Annotated in this window: 16 protein-coding genes; 7 read left to right on the forward strand and 9 right to left on the reverse strand. The window is 70.1% G+C overall.

Translation table 11 applies throughout. The features are described 5' to 3' along the window. Positions 1 to 24: 24 nt before the first annotated feature. Together RT2_RS03210 and RT2_RS03215 are read right to left on the reverse strand one after the other, a co-directional pair. A complete protein-coding gene (locus RT2_RS03210; RefSeq protein WP_072843073.1) occupies positions 25 to 609 on the reverse strand; it encodes a TetR/AcrR family transcriptional regulator in 585 nt (194 codons plus the stop codon). Positions 610 to 652: 43 nt separating this feature from the next. Next, the gene (locus RT2_RS03215; RefSeq protein WP_072843074.1) at positions 653 to 1,771 is read right to left on the reverse strand and encodes an agmatine deiminase family protein; all 1,119 of its coding nucleotides are present in this window, start codon (positions 1,769 to 1,771) and stop codon (positions 653 to 655) included. Positions 1,772 to 1,950: 179 nt separating this feature from the next. On the opposite strand from RT2_RS03215, the gene RT2_RS03220 reads away from it, so the two are divergent. From RT2_RS03220 to RT2_RS03235, 4 genes are all read left to right on the forward strand, one after another. Then, on the forward strand, positions 1,951 to 2,376 hold the full coding sequence (locus RT2_RS03220; RefSeq protein ID WP_072843233.1) for a MarR family winged helix-turn-helix transcriptional regulator: 426 nt from the start codon (positions 1,951 to 1,953) through the stop codon (positions 2,374 to 2,376). Positions 2,377 to 2,546: 170 nt separating this feature from the next. After that, positions 2,547 to 3,011 carry an SRPBCC domain-containing protein gene (locus RT2_RS03225; protein WP_072843075.1) on the forward strand — a complete coding sequence of 155 codons (465 nt, stop codon included), beginning with the start codon at positions 2,547 to 2,549 and terminating at the stop codon, positions 3,009 to 3,011. After that, entirely contained in the window at positions 3,008 to 3,346 is a 339-nt protein-coding gene (locus RT2_RS03230) for an ArsR/SmtB family transcription factor (protein WP_072843076.1), read from the forward strand. The genes RT2_RS03225 and RT2_RS03230 overlap by 4 nt, the downstream gene beginning before the upstream one ends. Positions 3,347 to 3,434: 88 nt before the next feature. Further along, on the forward strand, positions 3,435 to 3,875 hold the full coding sequence (locus tag RT2_RS03235; protein WP_072843077.1) for an SRPBCC family protein: 441 nt from the start codon (positions 3,435 to 3,437) through the stop codon (positions 3,873 to 3,875). A gap of 111 nt (positions 3,876 to 3,986) precedes the next feature. Here the strand turns inward: RT2_RS03235 and purB are convergent, their stop codons facing one another. The 7 genes from purB to RT2_RS03270 all read right to left on the reverse strand — a co-directional run bounded on the left by purB (position 3,987) and on the right by RT2_RS03270 (position 13,811). Then, positions 3,987 to 5,408 carry an adenylosuccinate lyase gene (gene purB, locus RT2_RS03240; protein WP_072843078.1) on the reverse strand — a complete coding sequence of 474 codons (1,422 nt, stop codon included), beginning with the start codon at positions 5,406 to 5,408 and terminating at the stop codon, positions 3,987 to 3,989. 17 nt (positions 5,409 to 5,425) lie between these two features. Then, entirely contained in the window at positions 5,426 to 6,037 is a 612-nt protein-coding gene (locus RT2_RS03245; protein ID WP_072843079.1) for a TetR/AcrR family transcriptional regulator, read from the reverse strand. A gap of 48 nt (positions 6,038 to 6,085) precedes the next feature. Next, the gene (locus tag RT2_RS03250; protein WP_072843080.1) at positions 6,086 to 7,255 is read right to left on the reverse strand and encodes a pyridoxal phosphate-dependent aminotransferase; all 1,170 of its coding nucleotides are present in this window, start codon (positions 7,253 to 7,255) and stop codon (positions 6,086 to 6,088) included. Positions 7,256 to 7,333: 78 nt separating this feature from the next. Further along, positions 7,334 to 8,911, reverse strand: a complete 1,578-nt coding sequence (locus RT2_RS03255) for a GMC oxidoreductase (protein ID WP_083577034.1) — start codon at positions 8,909 to 8,911, stop codon at positions 7,334 to 7,336. A gap of 340 nt (positions 8,912 to 9,251) precedes the next feature. After that, complete coding sequence (purD, locus tag RT2_RS03260) at positions 9,252 to 10,505, reverse strand: phosphoribosylamine--glycine ligase (protein ID WP_072843082.1); 1,254 nt, start codon at positions 10,503 to 10,505, stop codon at positions 9,252 to 9,254. 10 nt (positions 10,506 to 10,515) lie between these two features. Next, complete coding sequence (locus tag RT2_RS03265; protein ID WP_083577035.1) at positions 10,516 to 12,579, reverse strand: glycosyltransferase family 39 protein; 2,064 nt, start codon at positions 12,577 to 12,579, stop codon at positions 10,516 to 10,518. After that, complete coding sequence (locus RT2_RS03270; protein WP_072843083.1) at positions 12,576 to 13,811, reverse strand: bifunctional glycosyltransferase family 2/GtrA family protein; 1,236 nt, start codon at positions 13,809 to 13,811, stop codon at positions 12,576 to 12,578. Before RT2_RS03270 ends, RT2_RS03265 begins: the two co-directional genes overlap by 4 nt. 178 nt (positions 13,812 to 13,989) lie before the next feature. On the opposite strand from RT2_RS03270, the gene RT2_RS03275 reads away from it, so the two are divergent. From RT2_RS03275 to RT2_RS03285, 3 genes are read left to right on the forward strand one after another with little or no spacing between them, the layout of a single operon-like run. Continuing rightward, complete coding sequence (locus RT2_RS03275) at positions 13,990 to 14,826, forward strand: alpha/beta fold hydrolase (RefSeq protein ID WP_072843084.1); 837 nt, start codon at positions 13,990 to 13,992, stop codon at positions 14,824 to 14,826. Positions 14,827 to 14,870: 44 nt separating this feature from the next. After that, positions 14,871 to 15,494 (forward strand): dihydrofolate reductase family protein, encoded by a 624-nt coding sequence (locus tag RT2_RS03280; RefSeq protein WP_072843085.1) that lies wholly within the window; start codon positions 14,871 to 14,873, stop codon positions 15,492 to 15,494. A 7-nt stretch (positions 15,495 to 15,501) separates the two neighbouring features. Next, positions 15,502 to 15,927: an HIT family protein gene (locus RT2_RS03285; protein WP_072843086.1), complete on the forward strand. Its 426-nt coding sequence runs from the start codon at positions 15,502 to 15,504 to the stop codon at positions 15,925 to 15,927. The last annotated feature ends 62 nt before the right edge of the window (positions 15,928 to 15,989 follow it).

Consider the following 15,989-nt stretch of genomic DNA (forward strand, 5'->3'; position numbering starts at 1 on the left):
ACTGAGGTTTCCTCACAATGAGGTTTATGTCAAGGAGGGTCGGGGCCCGAGCTCGACCGCGATCGCCCCGGCGAGGAGTTGTTGCGCCCGCTCCACGGTGATGGACCCACTGAGCCAGCGCTCACTCAAACCCTCCACCAGTGCGGTCAGTCGCTCGCCGGCGTCGACGGGCACGACGGCCGGGTCCACCAGTCCCGCCGCCTGCGCCTGCCCGACGAGGGTCTCGACGTCACCGACCCACGACTGGGTGGTCGCGCGCAACGAGTCCCGGAGGTCGTCCGAGAAGACGGCGCTGGCCCGGAGCTCGCCCCAGGCAATGCTGTTCTCCCGGACCGTGGGGGTGCTCTGGATCTCCAGCAGGAGCATCTGCTCGAGCTGCGTCCGCGGGTCTGCCGACACGAGGGCGTCCTCGGTATAGCGTTCGGCCCGCTCGTTGACGTGCTCGAGCGCGCGGCGGAGCACGCCGGCCCGGTCCCGGAAGTGGTAGTAGACAAGGGCAGTCGACACGCCGGCCTCGGCGGCGAGCTTCTCGACCCGAAGGCCGCGCACGCCGGACTGGGCAATGACGCGAATGGCTGCTTCCAGGATCTGAGTTTGACGGTCTGCCACGAATCCTCACTCTACGGACGTCCGAACTACCGGACGACGGGTCCTAGGACGCGGGTTCCTGCTGCGTGGTGCAGTGGATGCCGCCGCCGCCCGCCGCGATGGCGTCGATGTTGATCTGCACGACGCGGCGGCCGGGGAAAAGTCGTTCGAGCTCCCTTTGGGCAGCTCGGTCGGTTTCGGGGTCGCCGAACTCGGGGGCGATCACCGCGCCGTTGCAGACGTAGAAGTTGATGTAACCCGCCGCGAAGTCGTCCGAGTCGAACGCCGGCCTGACCGAACCCGGCGCGTCGAGCACCACGACCTCGAGCGGGCGGCCCTTCGCATCGGTGGCCTGCTCGAGGATCTCGAGGTGGCGGGCCGTGACGTCGTGGTCGAACGACTCCAGATCGGGATCGAACCCGGCGACGACCACGCCCGGGCGCGCGAACCGTGCGTAGAAGTCGGTGTGACCGTCTGTGATGTCCTTGCCCTTGATCCCGGGCAGCCAGATGATCTTCTCGAGCCCCAGCAGCGCCCCCAGCTCGGCCTCGACGTCGGCCTTCGACCATCCGGGATTGCGGTTGTCGTTGAGCACGCAACTCTCGGTGATGATCGCGGTCCCGTCGCCGTCGACCTCGATGCCGCCGCCCTCGAGAATCAGATCGCTGGGCAGCGACTCGACACCGGCGCGGGCGCAGACGACGTCCGCCACCCCCGCGTCCCGATCGAAGTCCTGCTTCTCACCCCAGCCGTTGAAGTTGAAGTTGACTCCGGCCTTGGTGCCGTTACCCGTGACGAACACGGGGCCCGTGTCGCGCATCCAGAGGTCGTCGAGCGGGGCCTCGACGAGTTCGACGGTTGGGCCGACCAGGCCGCGTGCCAGGTCGAGCTCCTCCGGACGCACCAGCATCGAGACGGGCTCGAACTGGGCGATCGCCTGCGCGATCGTCGCCAGGTCGCGGCGAACCTCGGGCAGGAGGGCTGCGCCCCAGACCGCCTCGCTCGCACCGAACGCCATCCAGGTCCGCCGGTGCGGATCCCCCTCTTCCGGCATGTGCCATGTGCGCGGATCATCCTCCCCACCGCTGCCGCCGCCGCGGAACAGGTCGGGGTCGGAGCAACCCGCGGCGAGCAGTCCGCCGACCGCGGCCAGGCTCGCCTGCAGGAATCGTCGTCTCATCATTACGTTGTTCTCCCTGCTCTTGCCTGCACCGTACGACCAGATCGTATCCTGACTGAAAATTCAGTCAAGATCTCGGACGAGCCGAGTGACCCAGTTCATGCCAGGTCCCGTTCGCGTCCGGGTCCGACTCTTGCTGGGGTTTCCTCACAATGAGGCGAGTGCAGATAAGCTCCGCGACCATGACCGAGGGACCGCCCGCCCCGCTCCGCGATCTTGTGATGTCGACCGCCCGGGCGCTGCGCAGGCGCTGGCTCGTCGCGCTCGAGCCGTGGCAGCTGTCGCCGCACGAGTACCGCGCGCTCCGCGCGATCGGGCGCGACGCGACGGCGGCCCCGCGACTCGGCGACGTCGCCAAGGAGCTGCGGATCGCACCGCGCTCGGCGACCGAGGTGGTGGACCGACTGGAGCAGCGCGGCCTGGCCGAACGGCTACCCGATGCCGGCGACCGGCGCGCGGTATGTGCGCGGCTGACCGACGAGGGCCGTCACGTCATTGCCACGCTCGACGCCGCACGCGACGCGGACGCCGACGACTTCTTCGCCCGCCTCGACGATCGCGAGCGGGCCGAACTGCGCCGAATCCTCGACAAACTGCAGCAGGCCTGATTCATCCGGGACCCGGAAACGACCATGCGCGGTCGGCGACCGAGACGGGCACCGCATTTCTCGACCAACTCCTCTCCGACGAATACGTCCAGCAACCTTTGGTTGCGCATCCCCAGCGGATGCCCTACCGTCATATGCAACCAAAGGTTGCTAGAGGATGGGAGAACGGAATGGAGTACGGCAGCATCGAGAGGGAGATCCACGTCGAAGCCGCGCCCGAGGTGGTCTACGAGGTCATCAGCGCGCCCGAACACCTGCGGGAGTGGTGGCCGGACGAGGCAGAGCTCGAGCCGGTGCCCGACGCCACCGGGGTCATCTCGTTCGGCGACAGAACCACGCCGGATGCGAAGGTCGTCTCACTCACGGTGATGGAAGCCGACCCGCCCCGGCGGTTCTCCTTCCGCTGGGTCTACGACGAGGGTGCGACCGCCACGTCGACCAACTCGCTCCTGGTGACCTTCGATCTCGTCCCGTCGGGTGCGGGCACGCTGCTGCGGTTCACCGAGGCGGGGTTCCGTGAGAGAGGCTGGGAGGCAGCAGTACTCGAGGAGGCGTACCGCGAGCACGTCACCGGCTGGGACCACTTCCTGCCCCGCCTGGTCACGTACGTCGCTCGGCTGGTGTCGACGCCGTGAGTGCCGCCATCGACGACGACCTCTGGTCGGCGGTCGGGGACCCTATCCGGCGACGGATGCTCGACCTCTTGTTGAGCGGCGGCAGCGGGACGGCGACCACGCTGAGCGAGCAACTGCCGGTCACGCGGCAGGCGGTCGCCAAACATCTCGGCGTCCTCGACCGGGTCGGTCTGGTCCACGTCACCCCGTCCGGGCGCGAGCGCCTCTACCAGGTCGACCAGGCCCAGCTCGCCCGCGCGGTCGCGCAGCTGTCGTCCGTCGGGGCCACCTGGGACGCCCGCCTGCAACGCATCAAACGGATCGCCGAGGCGATCCAGCGCAGCCAGGAGAGCTGACACCCCACAAACGAACGTCGTCACGTCCGTGGCAGCGCCGACGAAACGCGCCCGAATGCGGACGCCTGCACTGGAAAGAGGTATCGAGATGGTGGACATCCTGCACCGGATCGGAGTCACATCGACTCCCGAGGCTGTCTACGCGGCCCTGACCACGGTCGACGGGCTGGCGAGCTGGTGGACGGAAGGCACGGACGGGGACGGCGATGTCGGAGGAGTCATCCGGTTCCGCTTCGAGCCCGGCGGGTTCGACATGAAGGTACTGGAGGCTCAACCCGCCGAGCGCGTGCTCTGGGAGGTCATCGACGGTCCCGAGGAGTGGCTCGGCACGCAGATTCGGTTCGACCTGAAACAGGAGGACGGCTTCACGATCGTGCTGTTCCGACACGAGGGCTGGAGGGAGCCGGTGGAGTTCATGTACCACTGCAGCACCAAGTGGGCGACGTTCCTGATGAGCCTCAAGAAGCTGGTCGAAACCGGCAAGGGCGAGCCCGCGCCGCACGACGTCAAGATCAGCAACTGGCACTAGACGCCGATTCGAGCGGTCCCCGGCCGCGCCGACGAGAACCGGGTCCACGCACCAGCGTGGCCCGGTCCTCGTCGGCGCGATCTCGACGAATCCGGTCGATGCCGCGCGACGCTAGAGGATCGGCGACGGCGAGTACTTCGCCGCCTCGGGGTACTGCTCGACCAGCAGCCCCACCCGACGCACGACGGCGTCGACCTGCGCCTCGGCGGCGCCGATGAACGCGGACTTGTCGGCGAGCGCGGCGTCGAGGCCGGCCCGGTCCAGCGGCAGCCGGTCGTCGGCGGCCAACCGGTCCAGCAGGTCCGGCTCCTTGCCCTCCTCGCGCATCGCCAGCGCGACCGCCACCGCGTGCTCCTTGATGGCCTCGTGCGCGGTCTCGCGTCCGACGCCGGCGCGCACCGCCGCCATCAGCACCTTGGTGGTGGCCAGGAACGGCAGGTAGCGGGTCAGTTCCTTCTCGATGACGGCCGGGTACGCCCCGAACTCGTCGAGCACGGTCAGGAAGGTCTCGATCTGCCCGTCGATCGCGAAGAACGCGTCCGGCAGCGCGACGCGGCGCACCACCGAGCAGAACACGTCACCCTCGTTCCACTGTGCGCCGGCCAGCTCAGCCGCCATCGACGCGTAGCCGCGCAGGATCACCTGCAGGCCGTTGACACGCTCGCAGGAACGGGTGTTCATCTTGTGCGGCATCGCCGAGCTGCCCACCTGGCCGGGCTGGAAGCCCTCGGTGACCAGCTCGTGGCCCGCCATCAGGCGGATGGTGTGCGCGAACGACGACGGGCCCGCGCCCAGCTGCACCAGCGCGGAGAGCACGTCGTGGTCGAGCGAGCGCGGGTACACCTGGCCGACGCTGGTGAGCACGTGCGCGAAGCCGAGGTGCTCGGCGACCTTGGCCTCGAGGAACTCGAGCTTCTCGGTGTCACCGTCGAGCAGGTCCAGCATGTCCTGCGCGGTACCCATCGGGCCCTTGATGCCGCGCAGCGGGTAGCGGTCGATCAGCTCACGCAGCCGGGTCAGGGCGACCAGCAGCTCGTCGGCGGCGGACGCGAACCGCTTGCCGAGGGTGGTGGCCTGCGCGGCGACGTTGTGGCTGCGGCCGGCCATCACCAGCGACGAGTACTCGGCGGCCCGCTCGGCGAGCCGGGCCGCGACCGCGACGCCGTGCCCGTGGATGTACTCGAGCGACCGCAGAACCTGCAGCTGCTCGACGTTCTCGGTGAGGTCGCGGCTGGTCAGGCCCTTGTGCACGTGCTCGTGCCCGGCGAGGTCGTTGAACTCCTCGATACGTGCCTTGACGTCGTGCCGGGTCACCCGCTCGCGGTCGGCGATCGAGGCCAGGTCCACCTGGTCGAGGACCCGCTCGTAGTCGTCGAGCGCGGCCGCGGGGACGTCGATGCCGAGCTCGGCCTGAGCCCGCAGGACCGCCAGCCACAGCTGACGTTCCAGCACGATCTTGTGCTCCGGCGACCACAGTTCGGTCAGATCGGGGCTGGCGTAGCGGGTGGCGAGGACATTGGGGATGCGGGTCACGAGATGCCAGTTTACGGCTACCTCGGGGCCATCGGCGCCAGGATGTCGATGACCTGCACGAGCATCTCCCTGGCGAAGCCCATCGGGTCCGGATCCGCCGCGCTCAGCGCCCCCACTGCCGCGCCGTCCACCACGCACACCAGCCGCCGCAGTCCGTCGGGTCCGATCTCCCTGCCGGACCGCCGCAGCACCTCCACGATCAGGTCCTCGAGCTGCGAACGCAGTCGCAGCTGGGTCTCACGCAGCTCCGGGTGCCGCGCGAACGCGACGAAACGCTCGCACCGGCTGACGAGCTGTTCGCGGCGACCGTCGGCGGACTCGAAGACCCCGATCAGCATGTCCACGAGCAGCTCGACGGTGGCGTCGACGCCACGGTTGCGCTGCGACACCTCGGCGACCCGGGCCCGCATCATGTCCAGTTCTCGGTTCCCGCAGGTCTCCACCGCCGCGGCGACCAGGTCGTCGAGGGACTCGAAGTAGTAGGTGGTCGAGGCGAGCGGAAGATCGGCGCGCGAGGCCACCGCACGGTGCCGGACGGCATCGAGGCCGCCCTCCAGCAACAGGTCCGCGGCGGCCTCGACCAGCGCGACCTTTCGTCGCTCGCCCTTCGGCGTCACCGCTGCAGTCACCGTGCCATCCTGCCAGCGGTCCCCTCGTTGGGACCGCAGAACCGCGAACTACCCACCCAGCAACGCACTTCGGGCCATCCGCGCCAGCGCCTCCTCGATGTCCGCGGTGGCCCCCGCGAACGAGAGCCGCATGGTCCGGTCGCCGTGGACGGTGTCGAAGTCGATACCCGGCGCCACCGCCACCCCGGTCTCCCGGAGCAGGTCCGCGCACCACGCCGTGGAGTCGCCGGTGAGGTGGCCGATGTCCGCGTAGACGTAGAAGGCGCCGTCGGCCGGCGCCAGGTCGGTGATGCCGAGCCGCGGCAGGCCGGCCAGCAGAACGTCCCGGTTGAGGGCGTACCGGCGTACGTGGCCGTCGAGTTCGGCGACGGACTCGTCCGTGAACGCCGCGACCGCCGCGTACTGGGAGATCGCGGGCGGGCACACCGTCATGTTCGACGCCAGCCGCTGCAGCGGGCGGCGCAGCGCGGCCGGCACCAGCATCCAGCCCAACCGCCAGCCGGTCATCGAGAAGTACTTGGACACCGATCCGACCACCACGGCCTCGGTCGAGGTCTCCCAGGCGCACGCGGTCGCCGACTGGCCGGAGCCGAACTCGATGCCGTGGTAGATCTCGTCGGAGATCAGCAGGGTGTCGTGCGCCTCGCACCAGCGGGCCAGCGCCGCGAGTTCGGCGGGGTCGATGACGGTGCCGGTGGGGTTGGCGGGGCTCGCCACCACCAGCCCGGCCGGCGGCTCGTCGAGCGCGTCGAGCATCGCCACGGTCGGCTGGTACCGGGTGTCCGGCCCACAGTCGAGTTCGACCACTCGGCAGCCGAGGGCGGTGAGGGTGTTGCGGTAGGCGGGGTAGCCGGGCCGGGCCACCACCACGGTGTCGCCTGGGTCGAACGCGGCCAGGAACAGCAGCGTGAACGCCCCGGACGAGCCGGTGGTCACCACCACGTCGTCGGGGTCGACGGCGATGCCGGAGCGCGCCGAGTGGTATCCGGCAATCGCCTCGCGCAGCGGCAGGATCCCGAAAGTCTCTGTGTAGCCCAGCAACTGCGTGTCGACGGCCTCCCGGGTGGCCCGCAGCACGGGCGCGGGCGCCGGTGTGGACGGCTGCCCGGCCGCCAGGGTCAGCACGTCGCCGTGGGTCCGGGCCCGCTCGGTCGCGGCCCTCCAGACGTCCATGACGTGGAAGGCGGGGATCTGGGATCGCTGGGACTCTGCTCGCACCTGTCCAGGCTATCGCTCCCGGTCGAGCGGGGGTTCACGGCTCGACTGCGTGCCGTGAACCCCCGCTCGGCCGAGGGTCTAGTGCAGGTCGTTCGCGACGATGTTCGCGATGTTGCGTTCGGCCAGGGCGGTGATGGTGACGAACGGGTTCACGCCAAGGTTGCCCGGCACCAGCGCGCCGTCCATCACGTACAGGCCGGGGTGCCCGTGCAGCCGGCCGTGGTTGTCGGTGGCCTTGTTCAGGATGGCGCCGCCGAGGGGGTGGTACGTGAGGTTGTCGCCCCACGTCTTGTACCCGCCGAACATGTCGGTGCGGTAGATCGTGCCTTCCTTGCTGTTGATCTTGTCGAAGATCCGCTTCGCCATGTTGATGGCGGGCTGGTTCTGCGAGGTCTGCCAGGACAGCCCGACCTTGCCGGTCGACGCGTTGTACTGGAACTGCGCGCGTTCCGGGTTCTTGGTGATCGACAGGTACAGGCTGATGAACAGGTCGGCGCCCGCGGGGAAGGGGGCGATCTCCGCGAACGCGGGTCCCCCGGCGTCGTCCCAGTTGTCGATGCCCATGGTCGGGATCGACGCCTGCTTGCCGCCCGTCGCGTCCCAGAGGTGGTTGGCCCGGCCGACCATGACGTTGCCGTTGTTTCCCCAGCCCTGACCGACCTCACCGGACAGGTTCGGCAGATGGCCCTGCGCCTTCATGGCCACCAGCAGCTTGCTGGTGCCGATGCTGCCCGCCGCGAAGAACACCTTGTCCGCCGCGACCGTCTTGGTCGCGACGATGTTGCCCTGCTCGTCGATCTGCTCCATCTCAACGGAGTAGCCGGCGCCACTGGGCACGACCTTGGTCACTCGGTGCAGCGTGGTGATGGTGACCTTGCCGGTCGCCGCGGCCTCCGCCAGGTACGTCTTGGGCAGCGACTTCTTGCCCGCGTGGTTGCCGAAGATGACCTCGCCCGCCAGCGCGGACTTGAGCACGGCGCCGGCCGACTCCTGCTTCATGTAGTTCATGTCGTAGACGTTGGGCACGAACACCGTCTTGAAACCGGAGCGCTGTGCGGTCTTTCGGCCCGTCCGCGCGAACTTGTACCACTCGGTCGACTCGAACCAGGCCTGGTCGATGTTGTTGACTCCGAGCCCGCTGTTCGCCCTGGGGAAGAAGACGTTGTACATCTCGGTGGAGTCGACCGAGGGCAGAAGTTCCTCGAAGTAGCCGCGCCTGGGCGTGACTGCCATGCCGCCGTTGACCAGCGAGCCGCCGCCGACACCGCGACCCTGGTAGACGTTGATCCCACCCATGTTCTCGCAGTCGAGGATTCCGACGTACTTCTCGATGTCCTTGTCGATCGAGACACCCATGAAGTGCGAGACCGGCTGCGCCGTGCGATTCCTCAGCCAGAACCCGCGCTTGTCCGGCGCGGTGGTGGAGGTGAAGACCCCGGAGTCGGCCGTGGACCACTCCTTGCCCATTTCGACGATGTGGGCGTCGATGCCCGCCTGCGCCAGTCGCAGCGCAGTCACGGCGCCGCCGTAACCACTGCCGATGATCAGGGCGGGAACCCGGTCACCGGTGTTGAGGGCGCGGCGCGGCGACGCCGCCGCGGCGACGCCGGCCGACGACAGGGCGATGGCACCGGCCGCCAAACCGGTTGCCGCCATAAACCTTCGACGGGAGAGCGGGGGATTGATCGACGCTGACCTGACTCGTGACTGCCGGTATTCGTTCAACGGAACCTCTCTGTTCACGGCCGTGCTGACGCGCTCGTTATACCGTCGTGACCCGACGTCGCGGCCGAATACCGGCGAGTAATTCCATTGAATGATTAATCTGAATTGAATCCGTCGAATTCTGTCCGGTTCGTCACCTGCGCCAGTAATGTCTGGCGACCCAAATGCGAACGGGCGCAGCGGTCTGCACCGAGACGAGCCGACTGCCCCACATGACAACACCCCCTCCGGCGATGGCCGGAGGGGGCGTTGGAAGGTGTGGGATTCCCCGTCAGATGCCGATTCGTCCCTCGACGGCGCCGAGTCCGATGTCGGTGCGGAAATGACCGCCCGGCAACCGGACATCCGCGAGCCGGGCGTACGCGTCCGCGCGGGCCGCGGACAGGTCGGTGCCGGTGCCGACCACGCTGAGTACCCGTCCGCCCGCGGAGACCACCGCGCCGTCCTCGCGCAGCGCGGTGCCGGCGTGCAGCACCCCCGCCGCGTCGGCGCCGGAGATCGCGTCCCCGGTGCGCGGGGTGCCGGGGTAGTTCTCGGCCGCCAGCACCACGGTGACGGCGGCGCCCTCGGTCCAGCGCAGCGGCGCGGCTTCCGCGAGGGTGCCGGTGGCGGTGGCGCCCAGGACCTCGCCGAGCGGCGACTCCAGCAGCGCCAGCACGGCCTGGGTCTCGGGGTCACCGAAGCGGCAGTTGAACTCGACCACCGCCGGGCCCTGGGCCCCCATCGCGAGGCCGGCGTACAACAGGCCGTTGAACGGGCAGCCGCGACGGGCCATCTCGGCGGCCACCGGCGCGACCACGTCGTCGACGATCTGCTGCACGGCGCCGTCGGGCAGCCAGGGCAGCGGCGTGTAGGCGCCCATGCCGCCGGTGTTCGGGCCGGTGTCACCGTCGCCGACCCGCTTGTGGTCCTGCGCGGGCAGCAGCGGGACCACGGTCTCTCCGTCGACCAGGCAGAACAGCGAGACCTCGGGGCCGTCCAGGAACGACTCCAACAGCACCGGGTGACCGCACTCGAGCAACTCGGCGGCGTGGGCCCGGGCCGCGTCGCGGTCGGTGGTGACCACGACGCCCTTGCCCGCGGCCAGCCCGTCGTCCTTGACCACCCAGTTGGGCCCGAAGCGGTCCAGCGCCTCGTCCAGGTGCGCCGGGTTGTCGACGATCTCGCTGTGCGCGGTCCGCACACCCGCGGCCGCCATCACGTCCTTGGCGAAGGCCTTGGAGCCCTCGATCCGGGCGGCGTCGGCGGAGGGGCCGAAGCAGGCGATGCCAGCCGCCCGCACGGCGTCGGCGACGCCGAGCACCAGCGGCACCTCGGGGCCGATCACCACCAGGTCGGCGTCGACCTGCCGGGCGAGGGCCACCACGGCCTCGCCGGAGGCGACGTCGACGGGATGCTGCTCCGCGATCTTCGCGGTTCCGGCGTTGCCGGGCGCACAGATCAGCGCCGTCACGGACGGGTCGCGACCGAGGGCGAGGAGCAGGGCATGTTCACGGGCACCAGAGCCGATAACGAGTACGCGCACGGACCTCAGACTACGGCCCTGCCTGCACCTGGGGCGCGGTCAGGTCGTACAACGTGACCCCGTCGACGGTGCTGGGCGTGAAGTTCAGCGTCACCCACTCGGCGATCGCCGAGCCGGCGCCCTCCCCCCGGCCGCCCGTCGTGCCGCCACCGCCGATGAAGTAGTGGATCCGTCCCGCCGCCACATCCTGCTGGAACTGGGCGAGGGTCGGCGACGGGTCGCTGCCGTTGAACCCGCCGATCGGCATCACCGGCAGCTGCGTCGCCAACTGGTAGCCGGAGGCGCTGTTGGACCCGACGGTCGCCGCCACCCAGGTGTAGCCGTCCCCGCCGGACTCGAGCAGCGCGGTCAGTTCCGGTCCCGGCTCGCTGCCCCGCAGCAGGTTGCCCGCCGCGCCGCCGGCACCGCCGCCTCCCCGACCGTCAGTGCCCGCCCCGGGAGGACCGCCCGCGAACATCTCGCCCAGCTGCGCGGCGCCCGGGACCTGTCCGCCCGGCCCGGCGCCGCCGGGGAACATGCCGCCGCCGGGGAACTCGCCCCGTCCGCCGTGTCCGCCGAACCCGCCCATGCCGCCGGCCACCGCCGGTCCCGCGGTGTTCAACGCCCCGGCGTGCGGGGTCCCGACCGTGTCGAGCGCGTAGGCCGTCGGGCCGGCCAGCGCCGCCACCACCACCGCCAGGACCGACGCCGCCGTCAGCCGACCGGTCAGCCGGGGCACCAGCAGCGCGACCGCCGCGACCACGCCGACCACCAGCACCGCCCAGCGCAGCCACGGCAGGAACGACGGGCTGCGCCCCAGCAGCTCCCACGACCACCACGCCGTCGCCAGCATGGTCAGCGCCGAGACCACCCGCACCCAGGCCGCGCCGCGGCTGCGCCACGCGAGCACCGCTCCGCCGCCGACGAGCGCGCCGATCTGCGGGGCCAGCGCCACGGTATAGTAGGAGTGGAAGATCCCGGCCATGAAGCTGAACACCAGGCCGGCGGTGAGCAACCAGGAACCGAACAGCACCAGCGCCGCCCGTGGCACATCCACCCGGGTCAGCTTGCCCCGCAGGACGATTCCGAGGACCCCGAGGATCAGGGCCGCCGGGATCAGCCAGGCGATCTGCCCGCCCTGCGCGGGTTCGAACATCCGGGCCAGGCCGGTGCTCCCCCACCTTCCGCCGCCGCCCCCGGGCGGGCCCGCCGCGGCGCCATTGACGCTGCCCCGTTCGTCGCCGTTGAGCCGCCCCAGGCCGTTGTAGCCCAGGGTCAGCTCCAGGATCGAATTGTTCTGCGAGCCACCGATCCACGGGCGCGACGAGGCCGGCCACAGCTCCACGGCCAGCAGCCACCAGCCGGCGGCAACCACCGTCGCCGCCAGCGCGGCGAACAGCTGCGCGATCCGTCGCCCGAGCCGCGGCGGCCCGAACAGCAGGTAGGTCAGCGCGAGCGGCGGCACCACCAGCATCACCTGCAGCTGCTTGGTCAGGAACCCGAGGCCGACGAACACGCCGGCGAGCACCAGCCAGCGGGTGCGCCCGTCCTCGACGCCGCGCAGCAGCGCCCAGGCCGCGGCCAGGGTCAGCAGCACCAGCAGGGCGTCCGGGTTGTTGAACCGGAACATCAGCACCGCAACCGGGGTCAGCGCCAGCACCAGGCCCGCGAGCAGGCCCGCCGCCGCGCCGAAGTGCCGCCGGACGGTGGCCCACAGCAGCCCGACGGAGGCGACGCCCATCAGCGCCTGCGGGACCAGGATGCTCCACGAGCCGAGCCCGAACGCCCGAACCGAGAGCGCCATGATCCACAGCGAGGCGGGCGGCTTGTCGACGGTGATCGAGTTGGCCGCGTCGGACGAGCCGAAGAAGAACGCCTTCCAGGACACCGACCCGGCCTGCACCGCGGCGGAGTAGAAGGAGTTGGCCCAGCCGGAGGCGCCCAGCCCCCACAGGTAGGCGACGGCGGTACCGAGCAGCAGCAGCGCCGGCGCCCACGACTCCCAGCTCCGCCGCGGCGTGGGGTCTCCGGCAGCGGGCGACCCGCCGGTCCGGTCTGGCACGGTGGTGTCGGGTTCGATCTCGGTCGTGGTCACAGCGTGGCTTCCTGGTCGTGGCTCCGGAACACCCGGCGAAGGGCGACGAAACGGGTCAGTGTGGCAACGAGATTGGCGACGACGAGCACCGCGAGTTCGAGGTGCCGGGATGCGTCGGGCAGGGCGCGGTGCAGGACCAGCAGCGAGCCGCTGGTGAGCAGCAGGCCGAACGCGAACACCGCCAGGCCCTGCAGCTGGTGCCGGGCCGCCCCCTCCCGGCCGCGGATCCCGAAGGTGAAGGCCCGGTTCGCCGCGGTGTTGAACACGGCGGTGACGAGCAGTGCGAGGAGGTTCGCGGCCTGCGCGCCGAAGAGCGGGTGCGCCAGCAGGTAGAGCACCGCGTAGGCCAGCGTGGACACCACGCCGATCACGCCGAACCGGACCAGCTGGCCGACCATCCCGGGTGGCACCCCCGGCACCAGCGGCTCGCGGCCCAGACTGGTGCGCAGCGCCGCGACCGGCAGCGACCCGGCGGCCAGCGCCCGCCCGACGCGGACCACGCCCTTGAGGTCGGCGGTCGCGGTGGCGACGACGTCCACGGTGGAGTCCGGGTCGTCGACCCAGTCCACCGGCACCTCGTGGATCCGCAGGCCCACCCGCTCGGCCAGCACCAGCAGTTCGGTGTCGAAGAACCAGCCGGTGTCCTGCACCAGCGGCAGCAGCTGCCGGGCCACGTCGGTGCGGATCGCCTTGAACCCGCACTGCGCGTCGGAGAACTTCGCCCGCAGCGCGCCCCGCAGGATCAGGTTGTAGCAGCGGGATATCACCTCCCGCCTGGGCCCGCGGACCACCCGCGACGACCGCGCCAGCCGGGAGCCGATCGCCAGGTCGGAGTGCCCGGAGACCAACGGCGCCACCAGTGGCAGCAGCGCGTTGAGGTCGGTGGACAGGTCCACGTCCATGTAGGCGACGACGGTGGCGTCCGAGGCACCCCACACGGTGCGCAACGCGCGACCGCGGCCCTTCTCGTCGAGGTGCACCACCCGCACCGCGTCGATCTCGGCCGCCAGCCGGTGCGCGATGGCCAGCGTCGCGTCGGTGCTCGCGTTGTCGGCGACGGTGATCCGGCTGGGGAAGGGGACGTGCGCGCCGAGGTGCTCGTGCAGCCTGCGCACGCAGCGTTCGAGGTCGCGTTCCTCGTTGTAGACCGGTACCACCACGTCGAGCGCCACGGTCCGGGTGTCCGGTGGCGGTTCCGGTGCCGTCTCGCCCCGGACCAGTGAGTTCGTCATGCGGCCCACCCTCACGGCCGAACCTGTGGTGTCCCTGGACCGCGCCTGGCAACTTCCTGCGGACGCGGGATGTGACCTACGTCACATGGCGGTGGCGATGAGTGCCGGTGCCGACCGCCGTCTCTATTGCCGAACCCACCGCACGGTGAGAACAGAGTTCGACGAAAGGACTCAGATCATGGAATCCATCACCACACCAGCCGGAATCACGCTCGCCTTCGACCGCTATGTCGGTGGCGATGCCGGAACAGTCATTCTCGTCGGTGGTGCATTCAGCTACCGCACCTTCCCGAAAATGGTGGAGCAGGCCCAGAAGCTGGCCGATGAATACCGTCTCACCGTCATCAATTACGACCGTCGAGGCCGGGGCGACAGCACCGATTCGCCGGGCGTGTACGACGTCGAGAACGAGATCGACGACATCGCCGCACTGGTCGAGGCGACGGGTGGAGCCGCCGCACTGTTCGGCTGGTCCTCCGGCGCGGGACTCGCACTGCTGGCGGCCGCCTCGGGCCGGGTGCCCGGCATCACCAAGGTGATCGCCTTCGAGCCGCCGTTCGTCGTCAACCACGAGAACTTCGTTCCCGCCGCGAATCTCCATGTCACGCTGCACAAGCTGATCGCCGAGGACCGCCGCGCCGAGGTCGTGAAGTTCTACATGACCCACGCCATGGGCATGCCCCGCCCCTTCGTCGCCGTCATGCGGTTCACGCCGTTCTGGAAGAGCCTGAAGGCGACCGCCCCTGCGACGGCCCATGATTGGGCCGTCATGGGCGACTACATGCGCGGCGAACCGCTGCGCGCGGCGGACTGGTCCGACATCACCGTGCCGACCCTGGTCATCTCCGGCGGAAAGAGCGGTGATCTGCTGCGCACCGCCGCTCGCGCGATCACCGCGGTACTGCCCAACGCCCAACACGTGGAGCTGGCCAAGCTGAGCCACAACCCGAACATCGCGCTCCTCACCCCACCCACCGGCGAATTCCTCACCGGTACAGCAAAATACGCCATCTGATCCAGGCCACACCCACACCCGACAACACCGCCAGGAGTACTCCCATGCGCAGAATCACCGCAGGCCTGTTCATTTCGCTCGACGGCGTCGTCGGCGAACCTCAGGACTGGCACTTCCCCTACTTCAACGACGAGATGGGCGCGGCCGTCGGCGCACAGCTCGCGTCCGCCGACACCCTGCTGCTCGGCCGCGAGACCTACGACAGCTTCGCCGGAGCCTGGCCGGGGCGGGAAGCCGCGGGCGGCGAGGACGCCGGCATGGCCAAGGCCCTCGGCGATGCCCGCAAGGTCGTCGTCTCCCGTCGGGATCTCGAATTCACCTGGCGCAACTCCGAACAGCTGAAGGGCGATCTGGTCGACGCCGTCACCGAGCTCAAGCAACAGCCGGGCGCGACGGATATCGCCATGAGCGGTTCCCCGTCGATCGTCCAGCAGTTGCTGGCAGCAGGGCTGATCGACGAGCTGCATCTGCTCGTCCACCCCATCGCACTGCGCAGCGGTAAGCGGCTGTTCGAGGAGGGCACGCCGATCCCGCTGCGCCTGATCTCCGCCCAGACGTTCACCACCGGGGTGCTGCACCTGATCTACACCTCCGCCGAAGCCGCGGGCTCCGCCGGCTACGACGACGCCCGAGTGCATCTCGCCGCCGAAACGGCTCACCCGGCATAATCGCGGCATGGCATCCGTGTTCAGCATGATCATCGCCGGCGACCTCCCGGGCCGGTTCGTCTGGGAGGACGACGAGGTCGTCGCGTTCCTCACCATCAACCCGATCACCCAGGGGCACACGCTCGTCGTCCCCCGCGCGGAGATCGACCAGTGGCAGGACCTCGACGGCGAGGTCCTGGCCAAGTGCACCCGGGTCGCGCAGGTGATCGGCCAGGCGGTGCGCGCCGGCTTCGACGCACCGCGCGCCGGCCTGCTGATCGCCGGGATGGAGGTGCCGCACCTGCACCTGCACGTGTTCCCCGCGTTCACCCTCCACGACTTCAACATCTCGGGGGCGGACCCGTCGCCGTCCCCGGAGTCCCTCGACGAGGCGCAGGCGAAGATCAAGGCCGCGTTGCGCGAGGCCGGCCACGGCGCGCACGTCCCCGCCTGACCGAGTTCCCCCACCCGACACACCGCGACCCCGCACGGCTGCTGCCGGGCGGGGTCGCGTGC

The organism is Rhodococcus tukisamuensis NBRC 100609 (genome assembly GCF_001894985.1).
Lineage (GTDB): Bacteria > Actinomycetota > Actinomycetes > Mycobacteriales > Mycobacteriaceae > Rhodococcus_G > Rhodococcus_G tukisamuensis.